Source organism: Pseudomonas sp. BF-B-26 (assembly GCF_019956495.1).
Taxonomy (GTDB): domain Bacteria; phylum Pseudomonadota; class Gammaproteobacteria; order Pseudomonadales; family Pseudomonadaceae; genus Aquipseudomonas.
This window is the reverse complement of the sequence record NZ_JAHBDP010000100.1, coordinates 20,099-40,512: the sequence shown is the minus strand read 5'-3', so window position 1 is coordinate 40,512 and position 20,414 is coordinate 20,099. Positions and strand designations below refer to the sequence as shown.

Here is a 20,414-nt window from a genome sequence, read left to right as displayed (position 1 = left end):
CTATAAATGTCGACTGACACACCGCCTTCGCGAGCAAGCCCGCTCCCACAGGGGGGGGATGGCCTGCTACGCGACCACTTGATAACACGGCACATACGCCGCGCCACCTGGCAGTTTCATCCGGTGTTGGGCAACGAAGGCCTTTAGCAGTTGATCCAGCGGTTGCATCACCGCCGCGTCGCCACGGATCTGGTACGGCCCGTGCTCTTCGATCAGGCGGATGCCCTTGTCCTTGACGTTGCCGGCGACGATGCCGGAGAACGCGCGGCGCAGGTTGGCGGCCAGTTCGTGGGCCGGCAGGTTGCGGCTCAGTTTCAGGTTGGCCATGTTTTCGTGGGTTGGATCGAACGGGCGCTGGAAGCCTTCGTCGATCTTCAGCAGCCAGTTGAAATGGAACGCGTCATTGCGCTCGCGGCGGAACTGTTTGACCGCTTTCAGACCTTCAGTCATTTGACGCGCGACTTCAGCCGGGTCGTCGATGATGATCTCGTAGTGTTGCTTCGCAGCTTCACCCAAGGTGGCGCCGACAAACGCATCCAGTTGCTCCAGATACGGCGCGGCATGTTTCGGTCCGGTGAGGACCACCGGGAAGGGCAGGCCTGCGTTGTCCGGGTGCATCAGGATGCCGAGCAGGTACAGGAACTCTTCGGCCGTGCCGGCGCCGCCCGGGAAAATGATGATGCCGTGGCCGACGCGGACGAAGGCTTCTAGACGTTTTTCGATGTCCGGCAGGATCACCAGTTCGTTGACGATCGGGTTGGGCGCTTCGGCGGCGATGATGCCCGGCTCGGTCAGGCCGAGGTAGCGGCCGCCATGGATACGCTGTTTGGCGTGGGCGATGGTCGCGCCTTTCATCGGGCCTTTCATCACACCAGGGCCACACCCGGTGCAGATGTCGAGGCTGCGCAGGCCCAGTTCGTGGCCGACTTTCTTGGTGTATTTGTATTCTTCGGTGTTGATCGAGTGGCCGCCCCAGCACACCACGATCTTCGGCTCTACGCCGGGGCGCAGGGTGCGGGCGTTGCGCAGCAGGTGGAACACGTAGTCACTGATGCCCTGGGAGGTGCTCAGGTCGATGCGTTGGGCATCGAGTTCGTTTTCGGTGTAGACGATGTCGCGCAGGGCGCTGAAGAGCATTTCCCGGGTGCTGGCGATCATTTCGCCATCGACGAAGGCGTCGGCCGGGGCGTTCAGCAGTTCCAGGCGTACGCCGCGGTCCTGCTGGTGAATGCGGATTTCGAAGTCCTTGTAGGCTTCGAGAATGGTTTTGGCGTTATCGACATGGGCGCCGGTATTGAGGATGGCCAGGGCGCACTGGCGGAACAAGGTGTAGGTGCTGCCGGATCCGGCTTCGCTCAGTTGCTGTACTTCACGTTGAGAAAGGGTTTCCAGGCTGCCTTTTGGGCTGACCGAGGCGTTGATTACTTGTCGTTGGGTCATTCAATGATCCTTAAAACGATGCCATTCATACAGGCAAATGGCATCCGAATAGTATGTATCCATGAAAGAAGATGGCACGAACTGCGCTGTATCGCCATTTCCCCGTTTGACGATGAAAAGATGAAAAGGAGCCCCAGCATAGCTAAATCCCCTGCAGAGGCGATAATGCCCCGCAGCCTTTTTACCCATGCCCTCAAGGAACCCCGTCGCGATGTTCGAAATCCAGCCGCAGAACCCCGAACGCTATCGAAGCCAGACGCGACGCAGCACGATAATCATAGCCTTGATTTTCCTGGCCCTGGCGATGGTGTTGTCCACCACGGCGGTGGCGCTGTTCGGCGAACCCGGTGGCGACAATCTGCGATTTAACGTCGGCGGCGTGTTTGTGTCGGTGCTGCTGATGGCAGGGCTGATGCGCGGCATGTTCTGGACCCAGCCATGGATGGCCCCGGCGGTTTACGGCTGGCAGCTCAAGCGCAGCCTGATGAGCATCACCAACGTCATGCATCAGGTGACGGCGGCGGTGGAGAAGGAGGATCCGACGGCCATGAAGCTGCTGCGTTTCTACCATCTGGGCTTGAGCCAGATGCACGAGTTGGACGGCAACTCCAGTGATCACAGCCAATTGACCCGCGAGATGGATCAGCACAAGGCGCGGATGGAAGCGCTGGGCATCGGGACTGATCAGATGCAATTGAATCCGGCCTGGATCGAGGCCGTGAAGCAGACGCCACGCTAAAGCATTGGATCTAATGCCGATCAGTTAAGCCATTTCAGCCGCAACGCAAACCTACACGGATCGTGTTATGGCGCTTAAACCCGTAGGCGCAGGGTTTCAAACAGTTCCCGGTCTTCTTTTTTGGCCGAGCGGGCATGGCGTCGAATGACCTGCAACAGGCAGTCGGTAAAGCACAGCGCGGCATTGCTCAAGGAACCATTGCGGCGGGTCACTATGCTCAGCTGCCGGGGTTCGAACTGCTCGGCCAGTTGCAGGGCAACCACCCGGCCGAGGAAGGGCGGGGCGACGCTCACGATGGACGGGCCCCAGGTGCACATGTCGGCCCGTTCGACCATCATCTGCAGGATGGCCAGTGAATGAGCCCGAACGATTCGGTTCTCATCGATCTGCGCACCGTGTTTCCAGAACAGCGCCTGCATCAGCCCGTCGTGTCCGTCCGGCGCGTAGTTCAGCGTCCAGTTCTGCTCCAGTAACTCATGGATTGACCGAGCGTCCTGCCGGGCATGACCCTGACGGACCAGCACCGATGTCTGGTAATCGAGCAAGGTTTCGCAGGCAAACTCCTGGGTCGATTGCGCCGGGTGCAACTGACCAATGGCAAAATCCATGCTGCCATCACGCAACAACGGCTGGGCCACGGCCATCAGGCTTTCGTACAGCTCCAGGCGGATTTGCGGCATGCGCTCGCGAAACGCCAGGACCACCTCGGGCAAGAAGGTCAGGGCGATCCAGGGCGTGACCCCGACACAGAGCCGCCCCTGGGCCTTGCCACGCATGTGATCGAGCTCGGTTTGTGCATGCTCCAGTTGCTTGATCACGAGTCGGGCGTGGGTCAGCAATACTTTGCCGTATTCCGTGAAGTTCAGGCCGCTAGGGGTTCGGGTGAACAGCGGTAACTGCTGACTGGTTTCCAGTTCGCGCAATGCTTTGGTCACGGCGGCCTGGGAGATGTCCAGCGAACGCGCGGCGGCGCGGATGCTGCCGGTTTCGGCGCTGGCAATCAGTGCTTGTAATTGATGGAGTTTCATCTGCTCACCCTGGTGACAACTCATGGTTGTCATCATAACCAAACTGGGCCTCCCCAGCCCAGAGCCCGTTCCCTAAGATCCGACTCAGCAACCGCTCAGGTCTTATCGAAGGAATACAACAATGATCGCCGACCCAGTCTTGCCGGGTATTGCAGCCATCCAAGAGGAAATGATCGCGTTGCGCCACAGCCTTCACTCGCACCCCGAGTTGGGTTTTGAAGAATTCGCCACCAGCGAGCGGGTGGCAGAATGTTTGACGCAGTGGGGGTTTGAGGTCAGCACTGGCGTGGGCAAGACCGGCGTCGTCGCCACCCTGAGAAATGGCGAGGGGCGGTCCATTGGTCTGCGCGCCGACATGGATGCACTGCCAATTCAGGAAACCACCGGTTTGCCCTATGCCAGCCGCATCGACGGCGTCATGCATGCCTGCGGCCACGACGGCCATACGGCAACACTGCTCGCCGCCGCTAAACACCTGGCGCAGACCCGGACGTTCAACGGCACGGTGAATCTGATTTTTCAACCGGCCGAAGAAGGCCTGGGCGGTGCCCGGAAAATGCTCGAGGACGGCCTGCTCGAACGGTTCCCGTGTGATGCGATCTTCGCCATGCACAACGTGCCGGGTTATCCCGTCGGACATCTGGGGTTCTACAGCGGTCCGTTCATGGCGTCTGCCGATACGGTGAATATCAAAATCATCGGCAACGGTGGCCATGGCGCGGTGCCGCACAAGGCGGTCGACCCGGTGCTGGTCTGCTCCTCGATCGTGATCGCCCTGCAAAGCATCGTCTCGCGCAACGTCAATCCGCAGGAAATGGCGATCATCACGGTGGGTTCCCTGCATGCCGGAAGCGCTTCGAACGTCATTCCGTCCAGCGCCGAGATGAGCCTGAGCGTGCGTGCCCTGACCCCCGAGGTTCGCCACTTGCTCGAAGTCAGGATTACCGAATTGGTAAACGGTCAGGCGGCCAGCTTCGGCGCCCGGGCCTACATCGATTATCAGCATTGTCATCCGGTATTGATTAACCATCCCGAGCCCACCGCGTTTGCCCGTGAAGTCGCTCGCGACTGGCTGGGAGAAGGGCAACTGATCGACGATTTGCGGCCCTTCACCGCGAGTGAGGATTTTGCCTTTGTCCTGGAAAAATGCCCCGGCAGTTACCTGGTGATCGGCAATGGCGAGGGTGATAGCGGGTGTCTGCTGCACAACCCCGGCTACGACTTCAATGATGCCTGCCTGCCGATCGGTGCGAGTTACTGGGTCAGGTTGGTCGAGCGTTTTCTGGGTTGAGTCGTCGTATTTTCGTTGGGCCTGAGAGGAACAAAAATAATGAACAAGATGATTGCGGCTGTTTCATTGGTGTTGTTGACGGCGTCTGGTCTGGCCGGCGCGGCCGACTGGTCTGGCAAAGTCCTGAAACTGGGGGTCGACCCCACGTATCCACCGCTGGAATACAAGAACCAGGACGGCACACTGACCGGTTTCGGGGTCGACATCGCCGAGGCGCTGTGTGCCGAGTTGAAGGCCCGCTGCATTTGGGTTGAAAGCAGCTGGGACGGGATGATCCCGGCGCTGCTGGCGCGCAAGTTCGATGCGGTGGCGTCGTCGATGACCGTGACGCCCAAGCGCCTGGAACAGATTGCGTTCACCGACAAGGTCTCCAATGCGCCGGCCCGGTTGGTCGTCAAACGTGGATCGGGCCTGCTGCCCACCCTCGAATCGCTCAAGGGCAAACGCATTGGCGTGGAGCAGGGTTCGACTCAGGAGGCGTTTGCCAAAGCCGTCTGGGGTTCGAAAGGCATCGACGTGCTCTCCTATCAAAATCAGGACCAGGTGTATGCAGACCTGGTGGTGGGCCGACTCGATGCCTCGTTGCAAGGGGCCATTCAAGCCAGCTACGGCTTCCTCAACACCGCGCAGGGCAAGGACTATGAATTTGCCGGCGCCACTCTGGATGACCCAGCCTTTTTCGGCGTCGGTGACGGCATCGGTTTGCGCAAGAGCGATGTCGAGTTACGCGAAGACTTGAACAAAGCCCTGGCGACGATTCTCGCCAATGGCACTTACGCGCGGATCAATAAAAAGTACTTCGATTTCGACGTCTACGGCGCGAAGTAACACCCCTTCGACCTTTGAAAGCAGGGCGGTCGCCTGGCCGCTTCATCGCAGCATCCCCCTTCACCTCGACCTAATAAGAACAAGGAGAGTGAAATGCTTCTGGAAGGCTTTGGCCCGCAGATCCTGCTGGGCACCCTGGCCACTATCAAACTGGCGTTATGGTCATTGTTGATCGCGGTCCTGGCCGGGCTGCTCGGCGCCAGTTCCAAGTTGTCCTCCAACCGTTTGCTGCGAACGCTGGCCACCGGTTATACGACGGTGATTCGCAGCATGCCGGACCTGGTGATCATGCTGTTGCTGTTCTTCAGCCTGCAAATGCTGCTCAACCGAATGACCGATTGGCTGGGCATCGCTCAGATCGACATCGACCCGTTTCTGGCCGGCGTCATCACCCTGGCTTTCATCTACGGGGCTTACTTTACCGAGACGTTTCGCGGCGCCTTCCAGGCGGTCCCGGCTGGCCAGATCGAAGCGGCAAGGGCCTACGGCATGACCCGTGGCAAAACCTTTCGCAAAATCCTGTTCCCGCAAATGCTCCGTCACGCACTGCCGGGCATTGGCAACAACTGGCAGGTGTTGATCAAGTCGACCGCGCTGGTATCGATCATCGGCCTGACGGATGTCATCAAAGCCACGCAGGATGCGGGCAAGGGCTCCCTGCAGTTCTTCTATTTCACGCTGGTCGGCGGCCTGATCTACCTCGCCATCACCACGGTGTCCAACGTTGTCTTGATGTGGCTTGAGCACCGCTATTCGGTGGGTGTCAGGAAGGCTGCGCTATGACCGGCATTCTCGAAAACTACTGGCAGGCGTATCTGTGGAGTGACGGGCCACACTTTTCCGGGTTGGCAGTGACCTTGTGGCTGCTCATTCTTTCGGTGGTGGCGGGCTTCCTGCTCGCGGTGCCGTTGTCGATTGCCCGCGTCAGCCGCAGCCCGCTGATCCGTCTGCCGGTCTGGTGCTACACCTACGTGTTTCGCGGCACCCCGTTGTACATCCAGCTGCTGTTTTTCTACACCGGGGTGTACAGCTTGCACGTGGTGCGTTCCCAGGACTTTCTCAACGCGTTTTTCCGTGACGGGTTCAACTGCACGGTGCTGGCGTTCGCGCTCAATACCTGCGCCTACATGACCGAGATTTTCGCCGGTTCCATCCGGGCGACTCCCCACGGCGAAATCGAGGCCGCCAGCGCCTACGGGATGAGCCGGTTCACCCTCTATCGCCGGATCATCCTGCCGTCGGCGTTGCGTCGGGCCCTGCCGTTTTTCAGCAATGAAGTGATTTTGATGCTGCATTCCACCTCGGTGGCATTTACCGCCACGGTCCCCGATCTGCTGAAGATTGCCCGGGACGTCAACTCGGCGACCTATGCATCCTTTGCCGCGTTCGGGATCGCCGGGGTGCTGTATGCCGGCAGCGCGTTTTTCCTGATCTGGCTGTTTCGTCGCGGCGAACTGCATTGGCTCGGCTACCTCAAACCGCGGACGCACTGACCCCTAACTGGACATGCTCGAATGTATAAATTGATCGTTGAAGATGTGCATAAGAACTACGGCAGCCATGAGGTATTGAAGGGTGTCTCACTCAAGGCCAGGGCGGGTGACGTGATCAGCATCATCGGCTCTTCGGGGTCGGGAAAAAGTACCTTCTTGCGCTGTATCAACCATCTCGAACAGCCGTCCGCCGGGCGCATCATCGTCAATGCCGAAGAGCTGCTCACCCGCAAGAATTCGAGGGGGGATCTGTGTGCGGTCGATCCCGCGCAGTTGCAGGTCATGCGCAGCAAGCTGTCGATGGTGTTCCAGCACTTCAATCTGTGGAGCCACATGACGGTGCTGGAAAACATCATCGAGTGCCCGATGAGCGTGCTGGGTGTCAGCCGGGCGCAGGCTCTGGAGCGGGCGCGGCATTACCTCGCCAAGGTGGGTTTGCCGGCAAAGGTCGAGACGCAGTATCCGGTCCAGCTGTCCGGCGGCCAGCAACAGCGTGTCGCCATTGCTCGTGCGCTGGCCATGGAACCGCAAGTGATGCTGTTCGACGAACCGACCTCCGCCCTGGACCCCGAGCTGGTGGGTGAGGTGCTCAAGGTCATGCAGCAGCTGGCCGAAGAGGGCCGGACGATGGTGGTGGTCACCCATGAAATGGCGTTTGCCCGGCAGGTGTCGAACCATGTGATGTTTTTGCATCAGGGGCGGGTTGAAGAACAAGGGGCACCGTCTACTGTTCTGGATAAGCCTGAAAGCGAGCGGTTGCAGCAGTTTTTAGCGGGAAGCCTCAAGTAACGACAAACGCTGAACCGCAGCCTGGGCGAACCGGAGGTGAGATTAGTTCTCGCGCAAATCACCTATCGGGTGTTTGATGAGGCATAGTCGCCTCCACCAGGCGGCTCATACCCGTCAGGGGTCATAAAAAGGGCGAACGGGAAGATTCGCCCTGTGATCAATATTCAGGGAGCGTCATGGGTCATCCGTCCGTTAACAACCAAATCGAACAATCCCGCCATGGCGTGTCTTGGGTCGCCGAGCAAACCGGGGTCACACTCAAGGTTCGTTCTGCGGTGATTCTGCTGGTCGCGGTGTGCCTGTCCATGACGGCTATCGTGATTTGGGAAGCCTGGAACTCGCGCCAGTACCATCTGCACGACAAAGAAGTGGCGATGGCCAACCTGGCTCAGACGCTGGCCTCGCAAGCGCAGGCGTCGATCAAGCAAGCCGATACGTTGCTGTTGACCCTGGTGGATCGTCTCGAAAACGACGGCATCGATCCGTCCCGGGTACCCCGGCTGGAGCGGTTGCTCAAGACCCAGCGCAGTGAGTTGAGCCAGCTCCATGGCTTGTTTATCTTTGACGAAGAAGGGCGCTGGGTTGCCAATTCCAACGGCGCCGTGGTGCCCGATGCCAACAACTCCGATCGTGAATATTTCATCTTCCATCGCGATCATCCCGACCGCGGTCCCCACATCGGCCCTTCGATCAAGAGCCGTTCGAGCGGTGAGTGGATCATGACGGTGTCCCGTCGCGTCAATCATCCGGATGGCCGGTTTGCCGGTGTGGCGTTGGCAACGATTTATCTCAACCATTTCCTCGGGCTCTACGACAGCATCGACATGGGCCATAACGGCGTGATCAACCTGATCGCCGACGACGCCACCATCGTCGTTCGCCGGCCGTTCAAAGAAACTGAAATCGGCACCAGCGTCGCCAAGGGGCCGCTGTTTACGCAACTGTTGCCCAAGGGCGATTCAGGCACGGCAACGGTCCCGTCCTATGTGGATGGGGTCGAGCGGGTGGTCGGTTTTCGCCGGGTCGACGGTTATCCGCTGATCATCTTTGCGGCGCTGAATAAAGATGAAGTCCTGGCCGCCTGGCGTAAGGAGGTACTGCTGAGTGCCGGGATCGTCGCGTTGTTCCTGGGGTTTCTGGGCGTCCTCGGTTATCGCCTCATTCGCCTCATGAAGCAGCAAAATCACGTGCAGGGCGTATTGCTGGATGCGCAGGAAAAACTCATCGAGGTCAACCGCAGTCTTGAGTTGCTGGCGCTGGAGGACGCACTGACCGGGCTGTCCAACCGGCGTCAGTTCGATCTGTTCATCCTCGCCGAAATGGGCCGCGCCAGGCGCAACCAGACCCACCTCGCACTGCTGATGATCGATGTCGATCACTTCAAAAGCTTCAATGATCTTTACGGCCATGTGGCCGGCGATGAGTGTTTACGCAACATCAGCACGATCATCAGGGACAACATCAAGCGCCCCGGCGACCTGGCTGCCCGCTATGGCGGCGAAGAGTTTGCGGTGGTACTGCCGGGGACCGACTACGTGGGAGCGTTTCTGGTGGCGGAAAAAATCCGTCGCGCGGTTCAGCTGGCCGGCATCCGGCACAGTGAAGGGGCTGAAGGCACGGTGACGGTCAGCCTGGGGGTCGCCGCTTACAATCCGGCGTCACAAGCCCAGCCCAACGACCTGGTGGGCGCCGCCGACAAGGCGCTCTACGTGGCCAAGGCCAGTGGCCGGAACATGAGCGTCATTGCCAATTGAATTCAAACAAGGCTGCCAACTGCCCGGATGGCTTCCAGCCAGGTGAGACCTTCAATCGTTAACATGGGCGCAATCCTTGAATCGGGTTCAGGTGGCCCGACGTAACTTCCACAGCCTGATCAATCTAAAGTAGACCAGCACGTTGATCGCCAGCACCACGCTGCCCAGTCCCAGCTGAATTGCCGGCGTCAGGCCCGCCGGGTAAATGACCGGCCACACGTAATGTTCGATGAAACCGCCGCTGTAACCGGTTTGCCCGGCCGCGTCGCGCATGAGGTTTTCCCACTGTGTCAGTGGGCAGGTCAGGTGGAAGACTTCCACCGACACGCCCCACACAGCCGCAGGCAGGTGCCACCAGATCAGGGGGCGCCATTTGAGCACCAGCAGCCCGCCGAACAGCACGAACAGAATGAACAACAGGTGGAACAGGACCAGCCCGTCGGCGGCGATTCGGTAAAGCATGTCGACTCCCTGACGCGTTATGCGAATGGCTCCATGGTACCCGGGCGGGTCGCTGGTGCTCTATCGATTGCTGCTGTTCGGCGCTGCGAGCACGCCTTTCGTCAATCGCGAAAATCAGCGAGCTCCGCACGCATCCTGCCGTTGTGCTTGGCCTTGTAGAGCAACTTGTCCACCTGCTCGACGAATTCCAGCGCCGTCGCGTGCAGCGATGCCGTGGTGGTGCCGACACCCAGGCTCAGGCTCAGCCGCTTCGATACCGCAGAAAACTCGTGGGGGATGTGCTGCTGGCGAATCAGGTGCAGGCATTTATTTGCCACCAGTCTTGCGGATTCGGCATCGGTTTCCGGCAGCAGCCAGACGAACTCTTCACCGCCGATCCGCGCGATGAAATCCCGTGGCCGGTTGGCCGCCAGGGACAAGGTCTGAGCGACACGCCGCAAGCATTCATCACCCTTGATGTGCCCATAGTGGTCGTTGAACTGTTTGAAGTAATCAATATCCAGGATCAGCAGCGACAACGGTGATCCCGTGCGTTGAGCGTTGCTCCATTCCCGTTCCAGTACGGTGTCGAACATGCGCCGGTTGGCGATGCCGGTCAGTCCGTCCTGGAACGAATATTCTTCGAGTTGCTTTTGCAGGCGACTCAAGTGTTCTTCGGTTTTCTTGCGCTCGCTGATGTCGAACATGAAACCGACCAGCGCTTCCACTTCACCGTCCTTGCGCACCACGTGCACGACATCGCGGATCCACACGTAGTCGCCGTCGCGGGTCAGCGCTCGATAGTCCGCCTCGTGATCCACACCCGCCCGCGATTGCGAGACGCAGAACTCCACCACGTAGTCGCGATCATCCGGGTGCATGCGCTCGACCCAGTCATTGACCCCCACCCAACTGTCCTGCTTCCAGCCCAGCAAGCGCTCGATCTGCGGACCGATGTAGCTGAAAGTCATGGTCTTCCAGTCGATCCGCCATGGGATTGCTTTGGTCGACTCAAGCAGGGTTTTGTAGACGTCGCTGTCGCTGTCGCTGTCGCTGTCGCTGTCGCTTTCGATTGCGCTCATGAGGGGGGCCGGATCTCAAAGATGAAAAAACTGCGCCATCATGTTGCTACTACTGTAGTGAATCAAGCGTGCAGCCGATGAGTGGAACAAGTTCGCGGCACAAGTGCGCAAGATTGTTCAAGCCAGCGACCATGACTGCTGGCACAGTCTGAGGTCTTTCCCTGGTTGTAGAGCGTTATGTCCAATTCACTCATGCCGCGCAATGCCTTTCTTCGCGGCGCTGTGGCGATCATGCCGTTGTCACTGGCGACCGCGCCCTGGGGACTTCTGGCCGGTTCCATGGCCATCGAGGCCAATCTCACGCCCCTGCAAGGCCAGGGGTTGTCGAGCATCGTATTCGCCGGAGCCGCGCAACTGGTGGCGATCGGCATGCTCAAGGGCGGTGCGGGGATCTTTTCGATTCTGCTGACCACGCTGCTGCTGACCTCCCAGCATTTGCTCTACGGGATGAGCATGCGTTCGGTGATTTCGCCATTGCCGGGGCGCTGGCGTGTGGGGCTCGGTTTTTTGCTCACCGACGAGCTGTTCGCCCTGACCAGTGCGCATGACAAACAACAGTTCAACCGCTGGTACGCGCTGGGTGTCGGCCTGACGTTCTACATCGCCTGGAACCTCTTCACCCTGGCCGGCATCGTGCTGGGCAGCAGCATTCCGGGGCTGGAACATCTGGGACTGGACTTCTCCATCGCAGCGACCTTTATCGCCCTGATCACCCCGGTGGTGCGGAACGTGCCGACCGTGGTGTGCGTGGCGGTGTCGTTGTTCTGCTCGGTGCTGTTCAGCTACTGGCAATGGGGCTCGGCGCTGGTGCTGTCGGGGTTGGCGGGCATGACCGCAGGCTTTATCTGCAACAAATTCTACGGTGGACGCACATGATGGTCTGGGCGGTGATTTTCGGCATGGGGCTATTGGTATTCCTCAACCGCTATGTGTTTCTGGAGCCGCGGCTGCCCGTGCGCTTGAGCAGCAATGCGCGGCAGTTCCTGGGGTTTGCGGTGCCGGGCATGCTGACGGCGATCTGTGGGCCGATCGTGTTCATGCCGGACAAGCAGCTGAATCTGCAGTGGGATAACCCGTACCTGATCAGTTCGCTGGTGGCGGTGGGGCTGGTGCTTTACACCCGTAATACGTTGCTCAGCATGTTGTTGAGCATGGGGTTCTTCTTTTTGCTGCGTTGGTGGCTCTAAGTCGTTCCCGTCGAAATTGTTCTACGCTTAAAGAGGACCCCTACAGGAAGAGAGGTGAGCATGGCTAATGATCCAAAGCGTCCGTATCCGGATGAAGATGTGGATGACGAACCCACGGAAGAAGAGATTGAGCGGCAACGGCGTTCGACGCCGGACTGGAAGCACCCCGACGACGGTAAAGAGCTGTCAGATCGCGACCAGGAACGTCCGCTGAAACCTTGACCGCGCTGCACATACAAAAAAGCCCCGCGCTATCAATGTGGGGCTTTTTCATTGGGCGATTATTAAATCAGATCGCATTCCAACGATTGTGTGTAATACCCAATTGCTACGCTTTGATGCGTGCTGCTCTGTTCAGGAGGAAACAGTCTGTTCAGTCCCTGTTACCAGGCAAACACTGTTCGCTGCGGGTCATGAGCTTATGCATTAATCGAATTTCAAAAGCTTCTTGTAAGAGCGTTATGGTCTATCGCAATGACCCTCAAGGAGCCTCCGATGAACCTGTCCCGATTCGTGCGTAGTCTGCTGACCAGCGCACTGTTCGCCGCACCATTGGCGTACGCCGCCGAGCCCGTTGTTTTGCATGTCGGTGATCAGAACTACTACAACGTTCGCGCTTCGGTGGAGGCATCGGGCGTGCTGAAAGACGCGCCGTATACCGTCGACTGGAAGCACTTTCAGGCCGCCGCGCCGCTGGCTGAAGCGCTGAATACCGGTGCGCTGGATCTGGGTTTTCTCGGCGATTCGGGGTTTCTGTTCCTCGCCGCCAAACAGGCGCCGGTGAAACTGATCGGTGTGTCGCGACAGAACCCCGACACCATCGCCTTGCTGGTGCCCAAGGATTCGCCGGTCAAAACCATCGCCGATCTGAAGGGTAAGAAAGTCGCTTACTGGCCCGGTGCCTGGAGCCAGCAACTGACCCTGCGCGCCCTGGAAAAAGCCGACCTGCCGGAAGACTATGTCGACTTCATCAAACTGATGCCGATCGATGCCGCCGCCGCGTTGCCTCAGGGCAGCATTGACGCGTTCCCGGTCTGGGAACCCTACATCTCCCAACAAATTCTGTTCTCCGGCGCCCGGCCGATCCTCACCGCCAAGAACCTGATGCCCGGCCTGAGCGCCATCGCGGCCTCGACGCCGTCGATCGACAGCAAACGCGAAGCCATTGCCGACTTTCTGGTGCGACTGAAAAAGGCCCGGGCCTGGGTCGACAACCACACCGACGAGTACGCCGATCTCTGGGCGAAGAAAGCCAACCTTGACCAGAACGTTTCGCGCCATTGGTTGCGCCAGGCTCACATGACCGTTGGCCCGGTGGATGCGCTGGCAGCAAAGGATCTGCAAAGCACCGCGGACTTCCTGTTCAAGGTAAAAGCGCTACCGGCTGCGTTGGCGACTGCGCCAATTATCGACAGCTCGTTTCAGCAGGCGTTTGCCCAGTAACCCACGATGCCGGGCAGCACTGGAACCAAACCCTGTGTACCCTGATCCAACCTCGGCCCGCAGCGACCTGCGGGGCCGACGAAGGATAAATGGGCAAAACATGAAACGGCTGGTCAAGGTTCTCTCTGCACTCATCATCGCCACAGGGCTGGTGGGGTGCATCGCTTCACCCATCGAAATGACGCCGCAGACCGAACAGCGTCTGAGCGCGCAACCACCGATCCGTTTTCTGCTGACCTTCGACGACGGTCCCAGCGCCTCGAGTTTCTGGAATCCGACGATGACGGTGCTCGACAGTCTGACGACGAACCCGGTGCAGCCGAACCTCAAAGCGGTGTTCTTCGTGCAGACCCGTGCCTCACGAGCCGGCGGCAGTGAAATAGGGCGCCAGGTCATGCACCGCGAACAGGCCGAAGGTCAGATCCTGGGCTTCCACACGGCCACGCCCGGGCACACCAATCATCGATCCCTGGATCCGCAAGAACTGGAACAGTCCCTCACCAACGGCAGCGCCGACATCGCTGCGATCACTGGTGCGCCACCGACCCTGGTGCGCCCGCCATTCTGGAACTACGACAAGCGCACCTTCGCGGCCTATCAGCAACACGGCCTGCATGTGCTGCTGACCGACTTGAGCGCCAATGACGGCAAGATCTGGGGCTTCAACGCCAGCCCCCGGCGGCGGGCCCACTTCTTGCGCACAATGTCCGAAGTGCGAGAACGCATCGCCCGTGGCGAGTTACCGGTGGTGGACGGGGTGATTCCGGTGGTGGTGACGTTCCACGATCTCAATCGCTATACCGCCCGGCATACGCGGGAGTACCTGCAAATCCTCCTCGACAGCGCACAGGCGACCGGTGTGAAAACCGCGGAAAAGCCGTTTTACGACGACACGGCAGCGCTGCAACGGGCCGCCATGGCGCGTACTGTTCGCGACAGTTCGCAGCCGGTTGAGTTACCGGGGCTCTGGAATTGGATCTGGGGTGCGGATTCTCACTGAAAGGTCGCCAAAGTGAGAAACAGCTAACACTTATTTTGAGCATTGGCGGGCGCAGGATGGGAAAAGCCCATCTATGCTGAGCAAGTTGGATCCGATTACCAGCCACGGAGGCGCCAGTCATGGTTTCAGTTCCTGAGCTTTGCCGCATTGTCGAGTCCGGTTTTCAACCGCTTTCCTGCGCCTGCACAGTGAATCCCGACGGAACGTTACGGATCAAAGTCTACGAACCCGCCACCGGGCGCATTGTTCTGTTGATTACCGGTGTATCACCCGAACGGCTGACCAGCATTCGCGCTATCGCCAATCTGATTGGCGAGTTGCGCATCGAGATGCGCGCCGGTCGCCGGGCCTTTGCCGGCTGAAGCAGGTCGCATTGCGGATCAGGCCCGCGGTTGCAGTTCATCAATCATCTGCAAACAATGATTCAACCCCGGCGATACGTCGCCCACGCGTCTGCTGAGAATGATCGGCGAGGTCGCGTTGTCTTCCAGCAACGGCGTGAAACCAATGTCGTCGCGGTGCAGCAACTGCACCGAGGCCGGCACCAGGGTGACGCCGATTCCCGCTCCCACCAGACCGATGGCTGTTTGCAGCTCGTTGGTCCATTGCGCCACATGGATGCTCACGCCATAGGACTCGAACAACGCGATCACATGGTCGGCGTAGCTCGGGCGCGGGTTGCCGGGGTACAGCACGAAGGGTTCTTTTGCCAATTCGCGAAGGCTGATCGGCCCGGCCAGTAATGGGTGACCGGCGGGCAGGGCGGCGACCAGTCGGTCTTCGGTCAATACAGTCTGGATGATCGCCGGGTCGTCGATGCGAATTCGGCCGAAACCGATATCGATGCGCCCGGCCTTGAGCGCCTGCACTTGTTGCAGCGTGGTCATTTCCGAGAGCCCCAGTTCAAGCTCCAGGGGCTCGCCGCTGCGCAAACGGCGAATCAGTTCCGGCAGCACGCCGTAGAGCGTCGACGGGGCAAAACCGATGCCCAGCCAGGTCTTTTCGCCCAGACCGATCCGTCGCGTGTTGTCGCACACCTTGCTCAATTGCTCGAGCAGGGCGGTGGAGTGCTCATGGAAAAACCGCCCGGCATCGGTCAGCTTCAGCGGCCGCCCGCGTTCCAGCAACAACACCCCGAGTTCATCCTCCAGTTGCTGCATCTGCCGGCTCAGTGGCGGCTGGGCGATGTGCAGCAGTTCAGCGGCACGGGTGAAATTGAGGGTTTGAGCCAACACCTGAAAATACCGCAGGTGACGCAGTTCCATGGGGCCTCCAGTCGCAAATCGGTTGCATACCTTAAAGGTATCAAGTCAGACCAATTCTATATTGGCTTCCCGAAAAAAGCCGTACCAGAATCGGTTCCAGAACTTTAAGAACCTGACAGGTATCGACATGCTTGCAACAGCCATTGAATCGATCGAGACGATCATCGTCGATCTGCCGACCATCCGCCCGCACAAGCTGGCGATGCACACCATGCAGAACCAGACCCTGGTGATCATTCGCGTGCGCTGTGCCGACGGCATTGAAGGTATTGGCGAATCCACCACCATCGGTGGCCTGGCCTACGGCAACGAAAGCCCTGACAGCATCAAGACCAACATCGACAAACACTTCGCGCCGCTGCTGCTGGGCCAGGACAGCGCCAACGTGAATGCCGCGATGTTGCGCCTGGAGCGCAGCATCCGGGGCAACACGTTCGCTAAATCAGGTATCGAAACCGCTTTGCTCGACGCTCAGGGCAAACGCCTTGGGCTGCCGGTCAGCGAGTTGCTGGGCGGCCGCGTTCGCGATGCCCTGCCAGTGGCGTGGACCCTGGCCAGTGGCGACACCGGCAAGGACATCGCCGAAGCGGAAAAAATGCTCGACCTGCGCCGCCATCGGATCTTCAAACTGAAAATCGGTGCCGGTGAAGTCAACCGCGACCTGGCCCACGTCATTGCAATCAAGAAAGCCTTGGGCGACCGCGCCAGTGTGCGGGTCGATGTCAATCAGGCCTGGGATGAAGCGGTCGCGCTGCGCGCTTGTCGGATCCTGGGAACCAACGGTATCGACCTGATCGAACAGCCGATCTCGCGCAATAACCGCTCCGGCATGGCGCGCCTGAATGCCATGAGCCCGGCGCCAATCATGGCCGACGAATCCATCGAATGCGTGGAGGATGCGTTCAACCTGGCCCGTGAAGGCGCGGCCTCGGTGTTCGCCCTGAAAATCGCCAAGAACGGCGGCCCGCGCGCCGTGTTGCGAACCGCTGCGATTGCCGAAGCGGCCGGTATCGGCCTGTATGGCGGCACCATGCTCGAAGGTGGCATCGGCACCCTGGCCTCGGCCCATGCTTTTGTCACGCTGAATAAGCTGGCGTGGGATACCGAGTTGTTCGGACCATTGCTGCTGACTGAAGACATTCTCAGCGAGCCGCTGGTCTATCGCGATTTTGAGCTGCACGTGCCGACAACACCGGGGCTGGGCCTGAACCTCGATGAAGAACGTCTGGCGTTCTTCCGTCGTGACAAAACGTCCACTGCCATTCATCAAGCCTGAGGAGAGCATTATGCTGTTCCACGTAAAAATGACCGTGAACCTGCCGGTCGATATGAATCCCGAAGCAGCCGCGAAGCTGAAGGCTGACGAAAAAGCCCTGGCCCAGCGCCTGCAAGAGCAAGGCAAGTGGCGTCACCTGTGGCGCATCGCCGGGCACTATGCCAATTACAGCGTTTTCGACGTCGACAGCGTGCAGGAACTGCACGACTTACTCATGCAATTACCGCTGTTTCCATACATGGCGATCGAGGTCGATGCGATGTGCCGGCATCCTTCTTCCATTCGCGAAGATGACCGCTGAACCCAGCCTGTTCAGTTCGCTACGCTAATAATTACAAGATGAGGAACCCACCAAAATGAACGTCAAGATTTCCCACACTGCCAGCGTCCAAAAGTTTCTCGAAGAGGCCAGCGGCCTGCATAACGAGGCCGGCGACCCGCGGGTCAAGGCCTTGGTCTACCGCATCCTGCGTGATTCGGTGAACATCATCGAAGACCTGGCCGTGACCCCGGAAGAGTTCTGGAAAGCCGTCAACTACCTCAACGTGCTGGGTGCGCGTCAAGAGGCCGGGTTGGTGGTGGCCGGGCTCGGTCTCGAACATTATCTCGATCTGTTGATGGACGCTGAAGATGAACAGGCCGGCAAGGCTGGCGGCACACCGCGGACCATCGAAGGCCCGCTGTACGTGGCGGGTGCGCCGCTGTCGGAAGGCGAAGCGCGACTGGATGACGGCATCGATCCGGGTGTGGTGCTGTTCATGCAGGGCCAGGTCAAGAACACCGCCGGCGAACCGTTGGCCGGTGCGGTAGTGGATGTCTGGCACGCCAACACCGGCGGCACTTACTCCTACTTCGATACCGCTCAATCGGAGTTCAACCTGCGTCGTCGTATCGTCACCGATGCCGAGGGTCGTTATCGCTTTCGCAGCATCGTGCCGTCGGGCTATGGCTGCCCGCCGGACGGTCCGACCCAGCAATTGCTCGATCAACTGGGCCGTCATGGTCAACGGCCGGCGCACATTCACTTCTTCATTTCCGCGCCGGATCATCGTCACCTGACCACCCAGATCAACCTCGATGGCGATCAATACCTGCACGACGATTTCGCCTATGCCACCCGTGACGAGCTGATTGCCAAAATCACCTTCAGCGACGATCCACAGCGCGCAGCGGCGCACGGTGTCAGCGGTCGTTTTGCCGAAATCGACTTCGATTTCACCTTGCAGACCTCCGCGCAACCCGACGAGCAGCAACGCCACGAGCGGGTCCGCGCGCTCGAGGACTGATATCCTCGAACAACGGAACCGGGCCACGAGATAACCTGTGGGAGCGAGCCTGCTCGCGAAAGCGCAGTGCCAGTCAACGTTGATGTTGAAGCTGATGGCCCTTTCGCGAGCAGGCTCGCTCCCACAGGTGACTCCACTGACACACCCTTGCAAGCACTGCCCTGGATTGGCCCGACGCAACCTATAACAACAATGAGAGTGACCCGATGATGCAAGCGCAACTGTTGAGTCAGCGCAGCACCGTATTCGACCACGCCGACCCTTACGCGGTGTCGGGGTACGTCAATCAGCATGTCGGTAACCATTGCATTCTGATGCCCCGGGCCGGGCGACCGTTGGCCAGCCTCAATCACCGCAAGTTTGCCAGCCTCGACCTGTGCCGCATCAGTTACGGCGGCAGCGTGCGCGTCACTTCCGGTGCGCTGGAAAGCATCTATCACCTGCAAGTGCTGCTGCGCGGCAACTGCCTGTGGCGCGGCCATGGCCAGGAACACTACTTCGCACCCGGCGAGTTGCTGCTGATCAATCCCGATGATCCGGTGGACCTGACGTATTCCGACGATTGCGAAAAATTCATCCTCAAAGTCCCCACCCAGTTGCTGGAATCCGTATGCGATGAACAGCGCTGGCGGTATCCGGGGCAGGGCGTGCGGTTTCTGGAAAACCGATATCAACTCAATGAACTGGAAGGCTTTGTCGCTCTGCTGGCGATGATTTGCCAGGAGGCCGAGGCCACCGAACAGATTCCCAAGGTGCAGGAGCACTACGCGCAGATCATCGTCAGCAAGATGCTCAGCCTGATGAAGACCAACGTCAGCCGGATCAGTCTCGGCTCACAGACGGCCACGTTCGAGGTGATTGCCGACTACATCGCGGGCCACCTCAAACAGGACATCGACAGCGAAGAACTGGCGCGCCAGGCGCGGATGAGTCTGCGGTCGCTGTATGGATTGTTCGAACGCAACGCCGGCACCACACCGAAAAACTACATCCGGCAAAAACGCCTTGAGCGCATCAACGCCTGCCTGAGTGACCCGACCTGCAACGTGCGTAATGTTACGGAAGTGGCGATGGATTATGGGTTTCTGCATTTGGGACGGTTTTCCGATAACTACCGTAAGCAGTTTGGGGAGTTGCCGTCGGATACGCTGAAGCGGCGGGTTTGATTCGCCTGCAAAAGGTTCTCTCGCGACAGCGATTTTTTTTCAGACAAGCTCAAGTTCGGCAACGGCGGCAAGGCCGACCATCACAAGTAACAACCCCCAACCTGTCCACTGCAAAATAACCAGCTTTCGCTTAAGGTCGGCAGGAAAGTTCTCTAGGTCTTCAGCGCAGGCACCTCCATCGCGTAGGTAGAGCCGAGGTGTAGTCATCACGCCCATTATGGCGCCCAGTAAAAACATATTTCCCCAAGGCCCACCGTTTCTGAAAGGTGCCCGAATCATAACCGCCGGGCAGTTTTGCAGGTGATTCAACATCACGTCCATTTTTGTATAGGCGAGGTGAAGTGATATGCCAATTATTATGAATGTGCCTCCAAAGTCGATTAAACCAACACAAAGAAATATTTTGTCAGCGGTGCTTATGCTCATTTAATGGTCTCGTAGATTTTTTCTCTGCTGGAGTGGGCTCGCCGATCAATAGAACAGTCCGGAATTTCCGATCAATACAAGTGAAATTAGTGCTGCGAAAAGCCCCAGTGCGCTCCAGTGCATAATTATTAACTTACGTTTTAGTAAGCGAGGGAAGGCTTGCAAGTCTTCTGGGCTTAGTTCGCCCCTTTTGAGATAGAATCCGGGGAACGTGATAATTCCTGAAATTCCTCCTATAAGCATCAAGCTCCCCCACGGACCACCGTGCCTGAGCGAAGTACGAACCGTGATGGCTGAGCAGTTCTTCAAATGATCCAGGATAAAATCCATTTTTGTGTATGCCACATGTAGCATTACGACGATCCAAATAAACATCGCGATAATCACCACCCCGGATGAATAACCGATAACTATTTCAATGCTGTCCATTTGTATTCTCATATATTAATTCGCCTAATGCTTCTCCCCTATCCCCCCCTA

24 protein-coding genes are annotated in these 20,414 nt (G+C 58.9%); 17 read left to right on the top strand and 7 right to left on the bottom strand.

Annotation, left to right across the window (positions count from 1 at the left end):
- Nucleotides 1–66: 66 nt before the first annotated feature.
- A complete protein-coding gene (ppnN, locus tag KGB03_RS22950) occupies nucleotides 67–1,440 on the bottom strand; it encodes a nucleotide 5'-monophosphate nucleosidase PpnN (protein WP_111452147.1) in 1,374 nt (457 codons plus the stop codon).
- A gap of 211 nt (nucleotides 1,441–1,651) precedes the next feature.
- Here ppnN and KGB03_RS22945 point away from each other — a divergent pair, with 211 nt between their 5' ends.
- The gene (locus tag KGB03_RS22945) at nucleotides 1,652–2,179 is read left to right on the top strand and encodes a DUF3087 domain-containing protein (protein ID WP_223529132.1); all 528 of its coding nucleotides are present in this window, start codon (nucleotides 1,652–1,654) and stop codon (nucleotides 2,177–2,179) included.
- Between the two features lie 74 nt (nucleotides 2,180–2,253).
- On the opposite strand, the gene KGB03_RS22940 is transcribed toward KGB03_RS22945, so the two are convergent.
- On the bottom strand, nucleotides 2,254–3,243 hold the full coding sequence (locus tag KGB03_RS22940) for a LysR family transcriptional regulator (RefSeq protein ID WP_223529129.1): 990 nt from the start codon (nucleotides 3,241–3,243) through the stop codon (nucleotides 2,254–2,256).
- A gap of 85 nt (nucleotides 3,244–3,328) precedes the next feature.
- Here KGB03_RS22940 and KGB03_RS22935 point away from each other — a divergent pair, with 85 nt between their 5' ends.
- The 6 genes from KGB03_RS22935 to KGB03_RS22910 all read left to right on the top strand — a co-directional run bounded on the left by KGB03_RS22935 (nucleotide 3,329) and on the right by KGB03_RS22910 (nucleotide 9,362).
- Entirely contained in the window at nucleotides 3,329–4,498 is a 1,170-nt protein-coding gene (locus tag KGB03_RS22935) for a M20 aminoacylase family protein (RefSeq protein ID WP_223529126.1), read from the top strand.
- Nucleotides 4,499–4,537: 39 nt separating this feature from the next.
- A complete protein-coding gene (locus KGB03_RS22930; protein WP_223529124.1) occupies nucleotides 4,538–5,326 on the top strand; it encodes an ABC transporter substrate-binding protein in 789 nt (262 codons plus the stop codon).
- Nucleotides 5,327–5,419: 93 nt separating this feature from the next.
- On the top strand, nucleotides 5,420–6,109 hold the full coding sequence (locus KGB03_RS22925) for an ABC transporter permease (protein ID WP_218538751.1): 690 nt from the start codon (nucleotides 5,420–5,422) through the stop codon (nucleotides 6,107–6,109).
- Nucleotides 6,106–6,819, top strand: a complete 714-nt coding sequence (locus KGB03_RS22920) for an ABC transporter permease (protein ID WP_223529121.1) — start codon at nucleotides 6,106–6,108, stop codon at nucleotides 6,817–6,819. The genes KGB03_RS22925 and KGB03_RS22920 overlap by 4 nt, the downstream gene beginning before the upstream one ends.
- 21 nt (nucleotides 6,820–6,840) lie before the next feature.
- A complete protein-coding gene (locus KGB03_RS22915; protein WP_218538753.1) occupies nucleotides 6,841–7,608 on the top strand; it encodes an ABC transporter ATP-binding protein in 768 nt (255 codons plus the stop codon).
- Between the two features lie 176 nt (nucleotides 7,609–7,784).
- A complete protein-coding gene (locus tag KGB03_RS22910) occupies nucleotides 7,785–9,362 on the top strand; it encodes a sensor domain-containing diguanylate cyclase (RefSeq protein WP_218537228.1) in 1,578 nt (525 codons plus the stop codon).
- Nucleotides 9,363–9,449: 87 nt separating this feature from the next.
- On the opposite strand, the gene KGB03_RS22905 is transcribed toward KGB03_RS22910, so the two are convergent.
- Both KGB03_RS22905 and KGB03_RS22900 read right to left on the bottom strand, forming a co-directional pair.
- Nucleotides 9,450–9,824: a DUF2784 domain-containing protein gene (locus KGB03_RS22905; protein WP_223529118.1), complete on the bottom strand. Its 375-nt coding sequence runs from the start codon at nucleotides 9,822–9,824 to the stop codon at nucleotides 9,450–9,452.
- A gap of 101 nt (nucleotides 9,825–9,925) precedes the next feature.
- Nucleotides 9,926–10,885 carry a sensor domain-containing diguanylate cyclase gene (locus KGB03_RS22900; RefSeq protein ID WP_223529115.1) on the bottom strand — a complete coding sequence of 320 codons (960 nt, stop codon included), beginning with the start codon at nucleotides 10,883–10,885 and terminating at the stop codon, nucleotides 9,926–9,928.
- Between the two features lie 177 nt (nucleotides 10,886–11,062).
- Here KGB03_RS22900 and KGB03_RS22895 point away from each other — a divergent pair, with 177 nt between their 5' ends.
- The 6 genes from KGB03_RS22895 to KGB03_RS22870 all read left to right on the top strand — a co-directional run bounded on the left by KGB03_RS22895 (nucleotide 11,063) and on the right by KGB03_RS22870 (nucleotide 14,877).
- The gene (locus KGB03_RS22895; protein ID WP_111452156.1) at nucleotides 11,063–11,761 is read left to right on the top strand and encodes an AzlC family ABC transporter permease; all 699 of its coding nucleotides are present in this window, start codon (nucleotides 11,063–11,065) and stop codon (nucleotides 11,759–11,761) included.
- Complete coding sequence (locus tag KGB03_RS22890) at nucleotides 11,761–12,072, top strand: AzlD domain-containing protein (RefSeq protein WP_165353329.1); 312 nt, start codon at nucleotides 11,761–11,763, stop codon at nucleotides 12,070–12,072. The genes KGB03_RS22895 and KGB03_RS22890 overlap by 1 nt, the downstream gene beginning before the upstream one ends.
- 60 nt (nucleotides 12,073–12,132) lie before the next feature.
- Nucleotides 12,133–12,294, top strand: coding sequence for a hypothetical protein (locus KGB03_RS22885; protein WP_008157331.1), 162 nt, complete (start codon nucleotides 12,133–12,135; stop codon nucleotides 12,292–12,294).
- Nucleotides 12,295–12,567: 273 nt separating this feature from the next.
- Nucleotides 12,568–13,515, top strand: a complete 948-nt coding sequence (locus KGB03_RS22880) for an ABC transporter substrate-binding protein (protein WP_223529111.1) — start codon at nucleotides 12,568–12,570, stop codon at nucleotides 13,513–13,515.
- 100 nt (nucleotides 13,516–13,615) lie between these two features.
- Nucleotides 13,616–14,515 (top strand): polysaccharide deacetylase family protein, encoded by a 900-nt coding sequence (locus tag KGB03_RS22875; protein ID WP_218537225.1) that lies wholly within the window; start codon nucleotides 13,616–13,618, stop codon nucleotides 14,513–14,515.
- A 119-nt stretch (nucleotides 14,516–14,634) separates the two neighbouring features.
- Nucleotides 14,635–14,877 (top strand): DUF1652 domain-containing protein, encoded by a 243-nt coding sequence (locus KGB03_RS22870; protein WP_111452160.1) that lies wholly within the window; start codon nucleotides 14,635–14,637, stop codon nucleotides 14,875–14,877.
- An 18-nt stretch (nucleotides 14,878–14,895) separates the two neighbouring features.
- Here the strand turns inward: KGB03_RS22870 and KGB03_RS22865 are convergent, their stop codons facing one another.
- Nucleotides 14,896–15,780 (bottom strand): LysR family transcriptional regulator, encoded by an 885-nt coding sequence (locus tag KGB03_RS22865; protein WP_008154539.1) that lies wholly within the window; start codon nucleotides 15,778–15,780, stop codon nucleotides 14,896–14,898.
- A 127-nt stretch (nucleotides 15,781–15,907) separates the two neighbouring features.
- On the opposite strand from KGB03_RS22865, the gene KGB03_RS22860 reads away from it, so the two are divergent.
- From KGB03_RS22860 to KGB03_RS22845, 4 genes are all read left to right on the top strand, one after another.
- Nucleotides 15,908–17,056 (top strand): muconate cycloisomerase family protein, encoded by a 1,149-nt coding sequence (locus KGB03_RS22860; protein ID WP_223529109.1) that lies wholly within the window; start codon nucleotides 15,908–15,910, stop codon nucleotides 17,054–17,056.
- 10 nt (nucleotides 17,057–17,066) lie between these two features.
- Nucleotides 17,067–17,357, top strand: a complete 291-nt coding sequence (gene catC / locus KGB03_RS22855; RefSeq protein ID WP_046047438.1) for a muconolactone Delta-isomerase — start codon at nucleotides 17,067–17,069, stop codon at nucleotides 17,355–17,357.
- Between the two features lie 55 nt (nucleotides 17,358–17,412).
- Complete coding sequence (catA, locus tag KGB03_RS22850) at nucleotides 17,413–18,342, top strand: catechol 1,2-dioxygenase (protein ID WP_223529107.1); 930 nt, start codon at nucleotides 17,413–17,415, stop codon at nucleotides 18,340–18,342.
- A gap of 206 nt (nucleotides 18,343–18,548) precedes the next feature.
- Entirely contained in the window at nucleotides 18,549–19,508 is a 960-nt protein-coding gene (locus tag KGB03_RS22845) for an AraC family transcriptional regulator (protein WP_317851242.1), read from the top strand.
- A gap of 39 nt (nucleotides 19,509–19,547) precedes the next feature.
- Here the strand turns inward: KGB03_RS22845 and KGB03_RS22840 are convergent, their stop codons facing one another.
- Both KGB03_RS22840 and KGB03_RS22835 read right to left on the bottom strand, forming a co-directional pair.
- Nucleotides 19,548–19,934, bottom strand: a complete 387-nt coding sequence (locus KGB03_RS22840) for a hypothetical protein (protein WP_111452165.1) — start codon at nucleotides 19,932–19,934, stop codon at nucleotides 19,548–19,550.
- A gap of 45 nt (nucleotides 19,935–19,979) precedes the next feature.
- Nucleotides 19,980–20,363 carry a hypothetical protein gene (locus tag KGB03_RS22835; protein WP_223529105.1) on the bottom strand — a complete coding sequence of 128 codons (384 nt, stop codon included), beginning with the start codon at nucleotides 20,361–20,363 and terminating at the stop codon, nucleotides 19,980–19,982.
- Nucleotides 20,364–20,414: the final 51 nt, after the last annotated feature.

What these genes read in the sequence shown, in the direction of transcription:
- KGB03_RS22910 (WP_218537228.1), top strand. Translation starts at nt 7,785, where the DNA reads ATGGGTCATCCGTCCGTTAACAACCAAATCGAACAATCCCGCCATGGC.
- KGB03_RS22900 (WP_223529115.1), bottom strand. Translation starts at nt 10,885, where the DNA reads ATGAGCGCAATCGAAAGCGACAGCGACAGCGACAGCGACAGCGACAGC.
- catA (WP_223529107.1), top strand. Translation starts at nt 17,413, where the DNA reads ATGAACGTCAAGATTTCCCACACTGCCAGCGTCCAAAAGTTTCTCGAA.
- KGB03_RS22840 (WP_111452165.1), bottom strand. Translation starts at nt 19,934, where the DNA reads ATGAGCATAAGCACCGCTGACAAAATATTTCTTTGTGTTGGTTTAATC.
- KGB03_RS22915 (WP_218538753.1), top strand. Translation starts at nt 6,841, where the DNA reads ATGTATAAATTGATCGTTGAAGATGTGCATAAGAACTACGGCAGCCAT.
- KGB03_RS22930 (WP_223529124.1), top strand. Translation starts at nt 4,538, where the DNA reads ATGAACAAGATGATTGCGGCTGTTTCATTGGTGTTGTTGACGGCGTCT.
- KGB03_RS22865 (WP_008154539.1), bottom strand. Translation starts at nt 15,780, where the DNA reads ATGGAACTGCGTCACCTGCGGTATTTTCAGGTGTTGGCTCAAACCCTC.
- KGB03_RS22875 (WP_218537225.1), top strand. Translation starts at nt 13,616, where the DNA reads ATGAAACGGCTGGTCAAGGTTCTCTCTGCACTCATCATCGCCACAGGG.
- KGB03_RS22895 (WP_111452156.1), top strand. Translation starts at nt 11,063, where the DNA reads ATGTCCAATTCACTCATGCCGCGCAATGCCTTTCTTCGCGGCGCTGTG.
- KGB03_RS22925 (WP_218538751.1), top strand. Translation starts at nt 5,420, where the DNA reads ATGCTTCTGGAAGGCTTTGGCCCGCAGATCCTGCTGGGCACCCTGGCC.
- KGB03_RS22890 (WP_165353329.1), top strand. Translation starts at nt 11,761, where the DNA reads ATGGTCTGGGCGGTGATTTTCGGCATGGGGCTATTGGTATTCCTCAAC.
- KGB03_RS22860 (WP_223529109.1), top strand. Translation starts at nt 15,908, where the DNA reads ATGCTTGCAACAGCCATTGAATCGATCGAGACGATCATCGTCGATCTG.
- ppnN (WP_111452147.1), bottom strand. Translation starts at nt 1,440, where the DNA reads ATGACCCAACGACAAGTAATCAACGCCTCGGTCAGCCCAAAAGGCAGC.
- KGB03_RS22880 (WP_223529111.1), top strand. Translation starts at nt 12,568, where the DNA reads ATGAACCTGTCCCGATTCGTGCGTAGTCTGCTGACCAGCGCACTGTTC.
- KGB03_RS22845 (WP_317851242.1), top strand. Translation starts at nt 18,549, where the DNA reads ATGATGCAAGCGCAACTGTTGAGTCAGCGCAGCACCGTATTCGACCAC.
- KGB03_RS22940 (WP_223529129.1), bottom strand. Translation starts at nt 3,243, where the DNA reads ATGATGACAACCATGAGTTGTCACCAGGGTGAGCAGATGAAACTCCAT.
- KGB03_RS22835 (WP_223529105.1), bottom strand. Translation starts at nt 20,363, where the DNA reads ATGGACAGCATTGAAATAGTTATCGGTTATTCATCCGGGGTGGTGATT.
- KGB03_RS22935 (WP_223529126.1), top strand. Translation starts at nt 3,329, where the DNA reads ATGATCGCCGACCCAGTCTTGCCGGGTATTGCAGCCATCCAAGAGGAA.
- catC (WP_046047438.1), top strand. Translation starts at nt 17,067, where the DNA reads ATGCTGTTCCACGTAAAAATGACCGTGAACCTGCCGGTCGATATGAAT.
- KGB03_RS22905 (WP_223529118.1), bottom strand. Translation starts at nt 9,824, where the DNA reads ATGCTTTACCGAATCGCCGCCGACGGGCTGGTCCTGTTCCACCTGTTG.
- KGB03_RS22920 (WP_223529121.1), top strand. Translation starts at nt 6,106, where the DNA reads ATGACCGGCATTCTCGAAAACTACTGGCAGGCGTATCTGTGGAGTGAC.
- KGB03_RS22870 (WP_111452160.1), top strand. Translation starts at nt 14,635, where the DNA reads ATGGTTTCAGTTCCTGAGCTTTGCCGCATTGTCGAGTCCGGTTTTCAA.
- KGB03_RS22885 (WP_008157331.1), top strand. Translation starts at nt 12,133, where the DNA reads ATGGCTAATGATCCAAAGCGTCCGTATCCGGATGAAGATGTGGATGAC.
- KGB03_RS22945 (WP_223529132.1), top strand. Translation starts at nt 1,652, where the DNA reads ATGTTCGAAATCCAGCCGCAGAACCCCGAACGCTATCGAAGCCAGACG.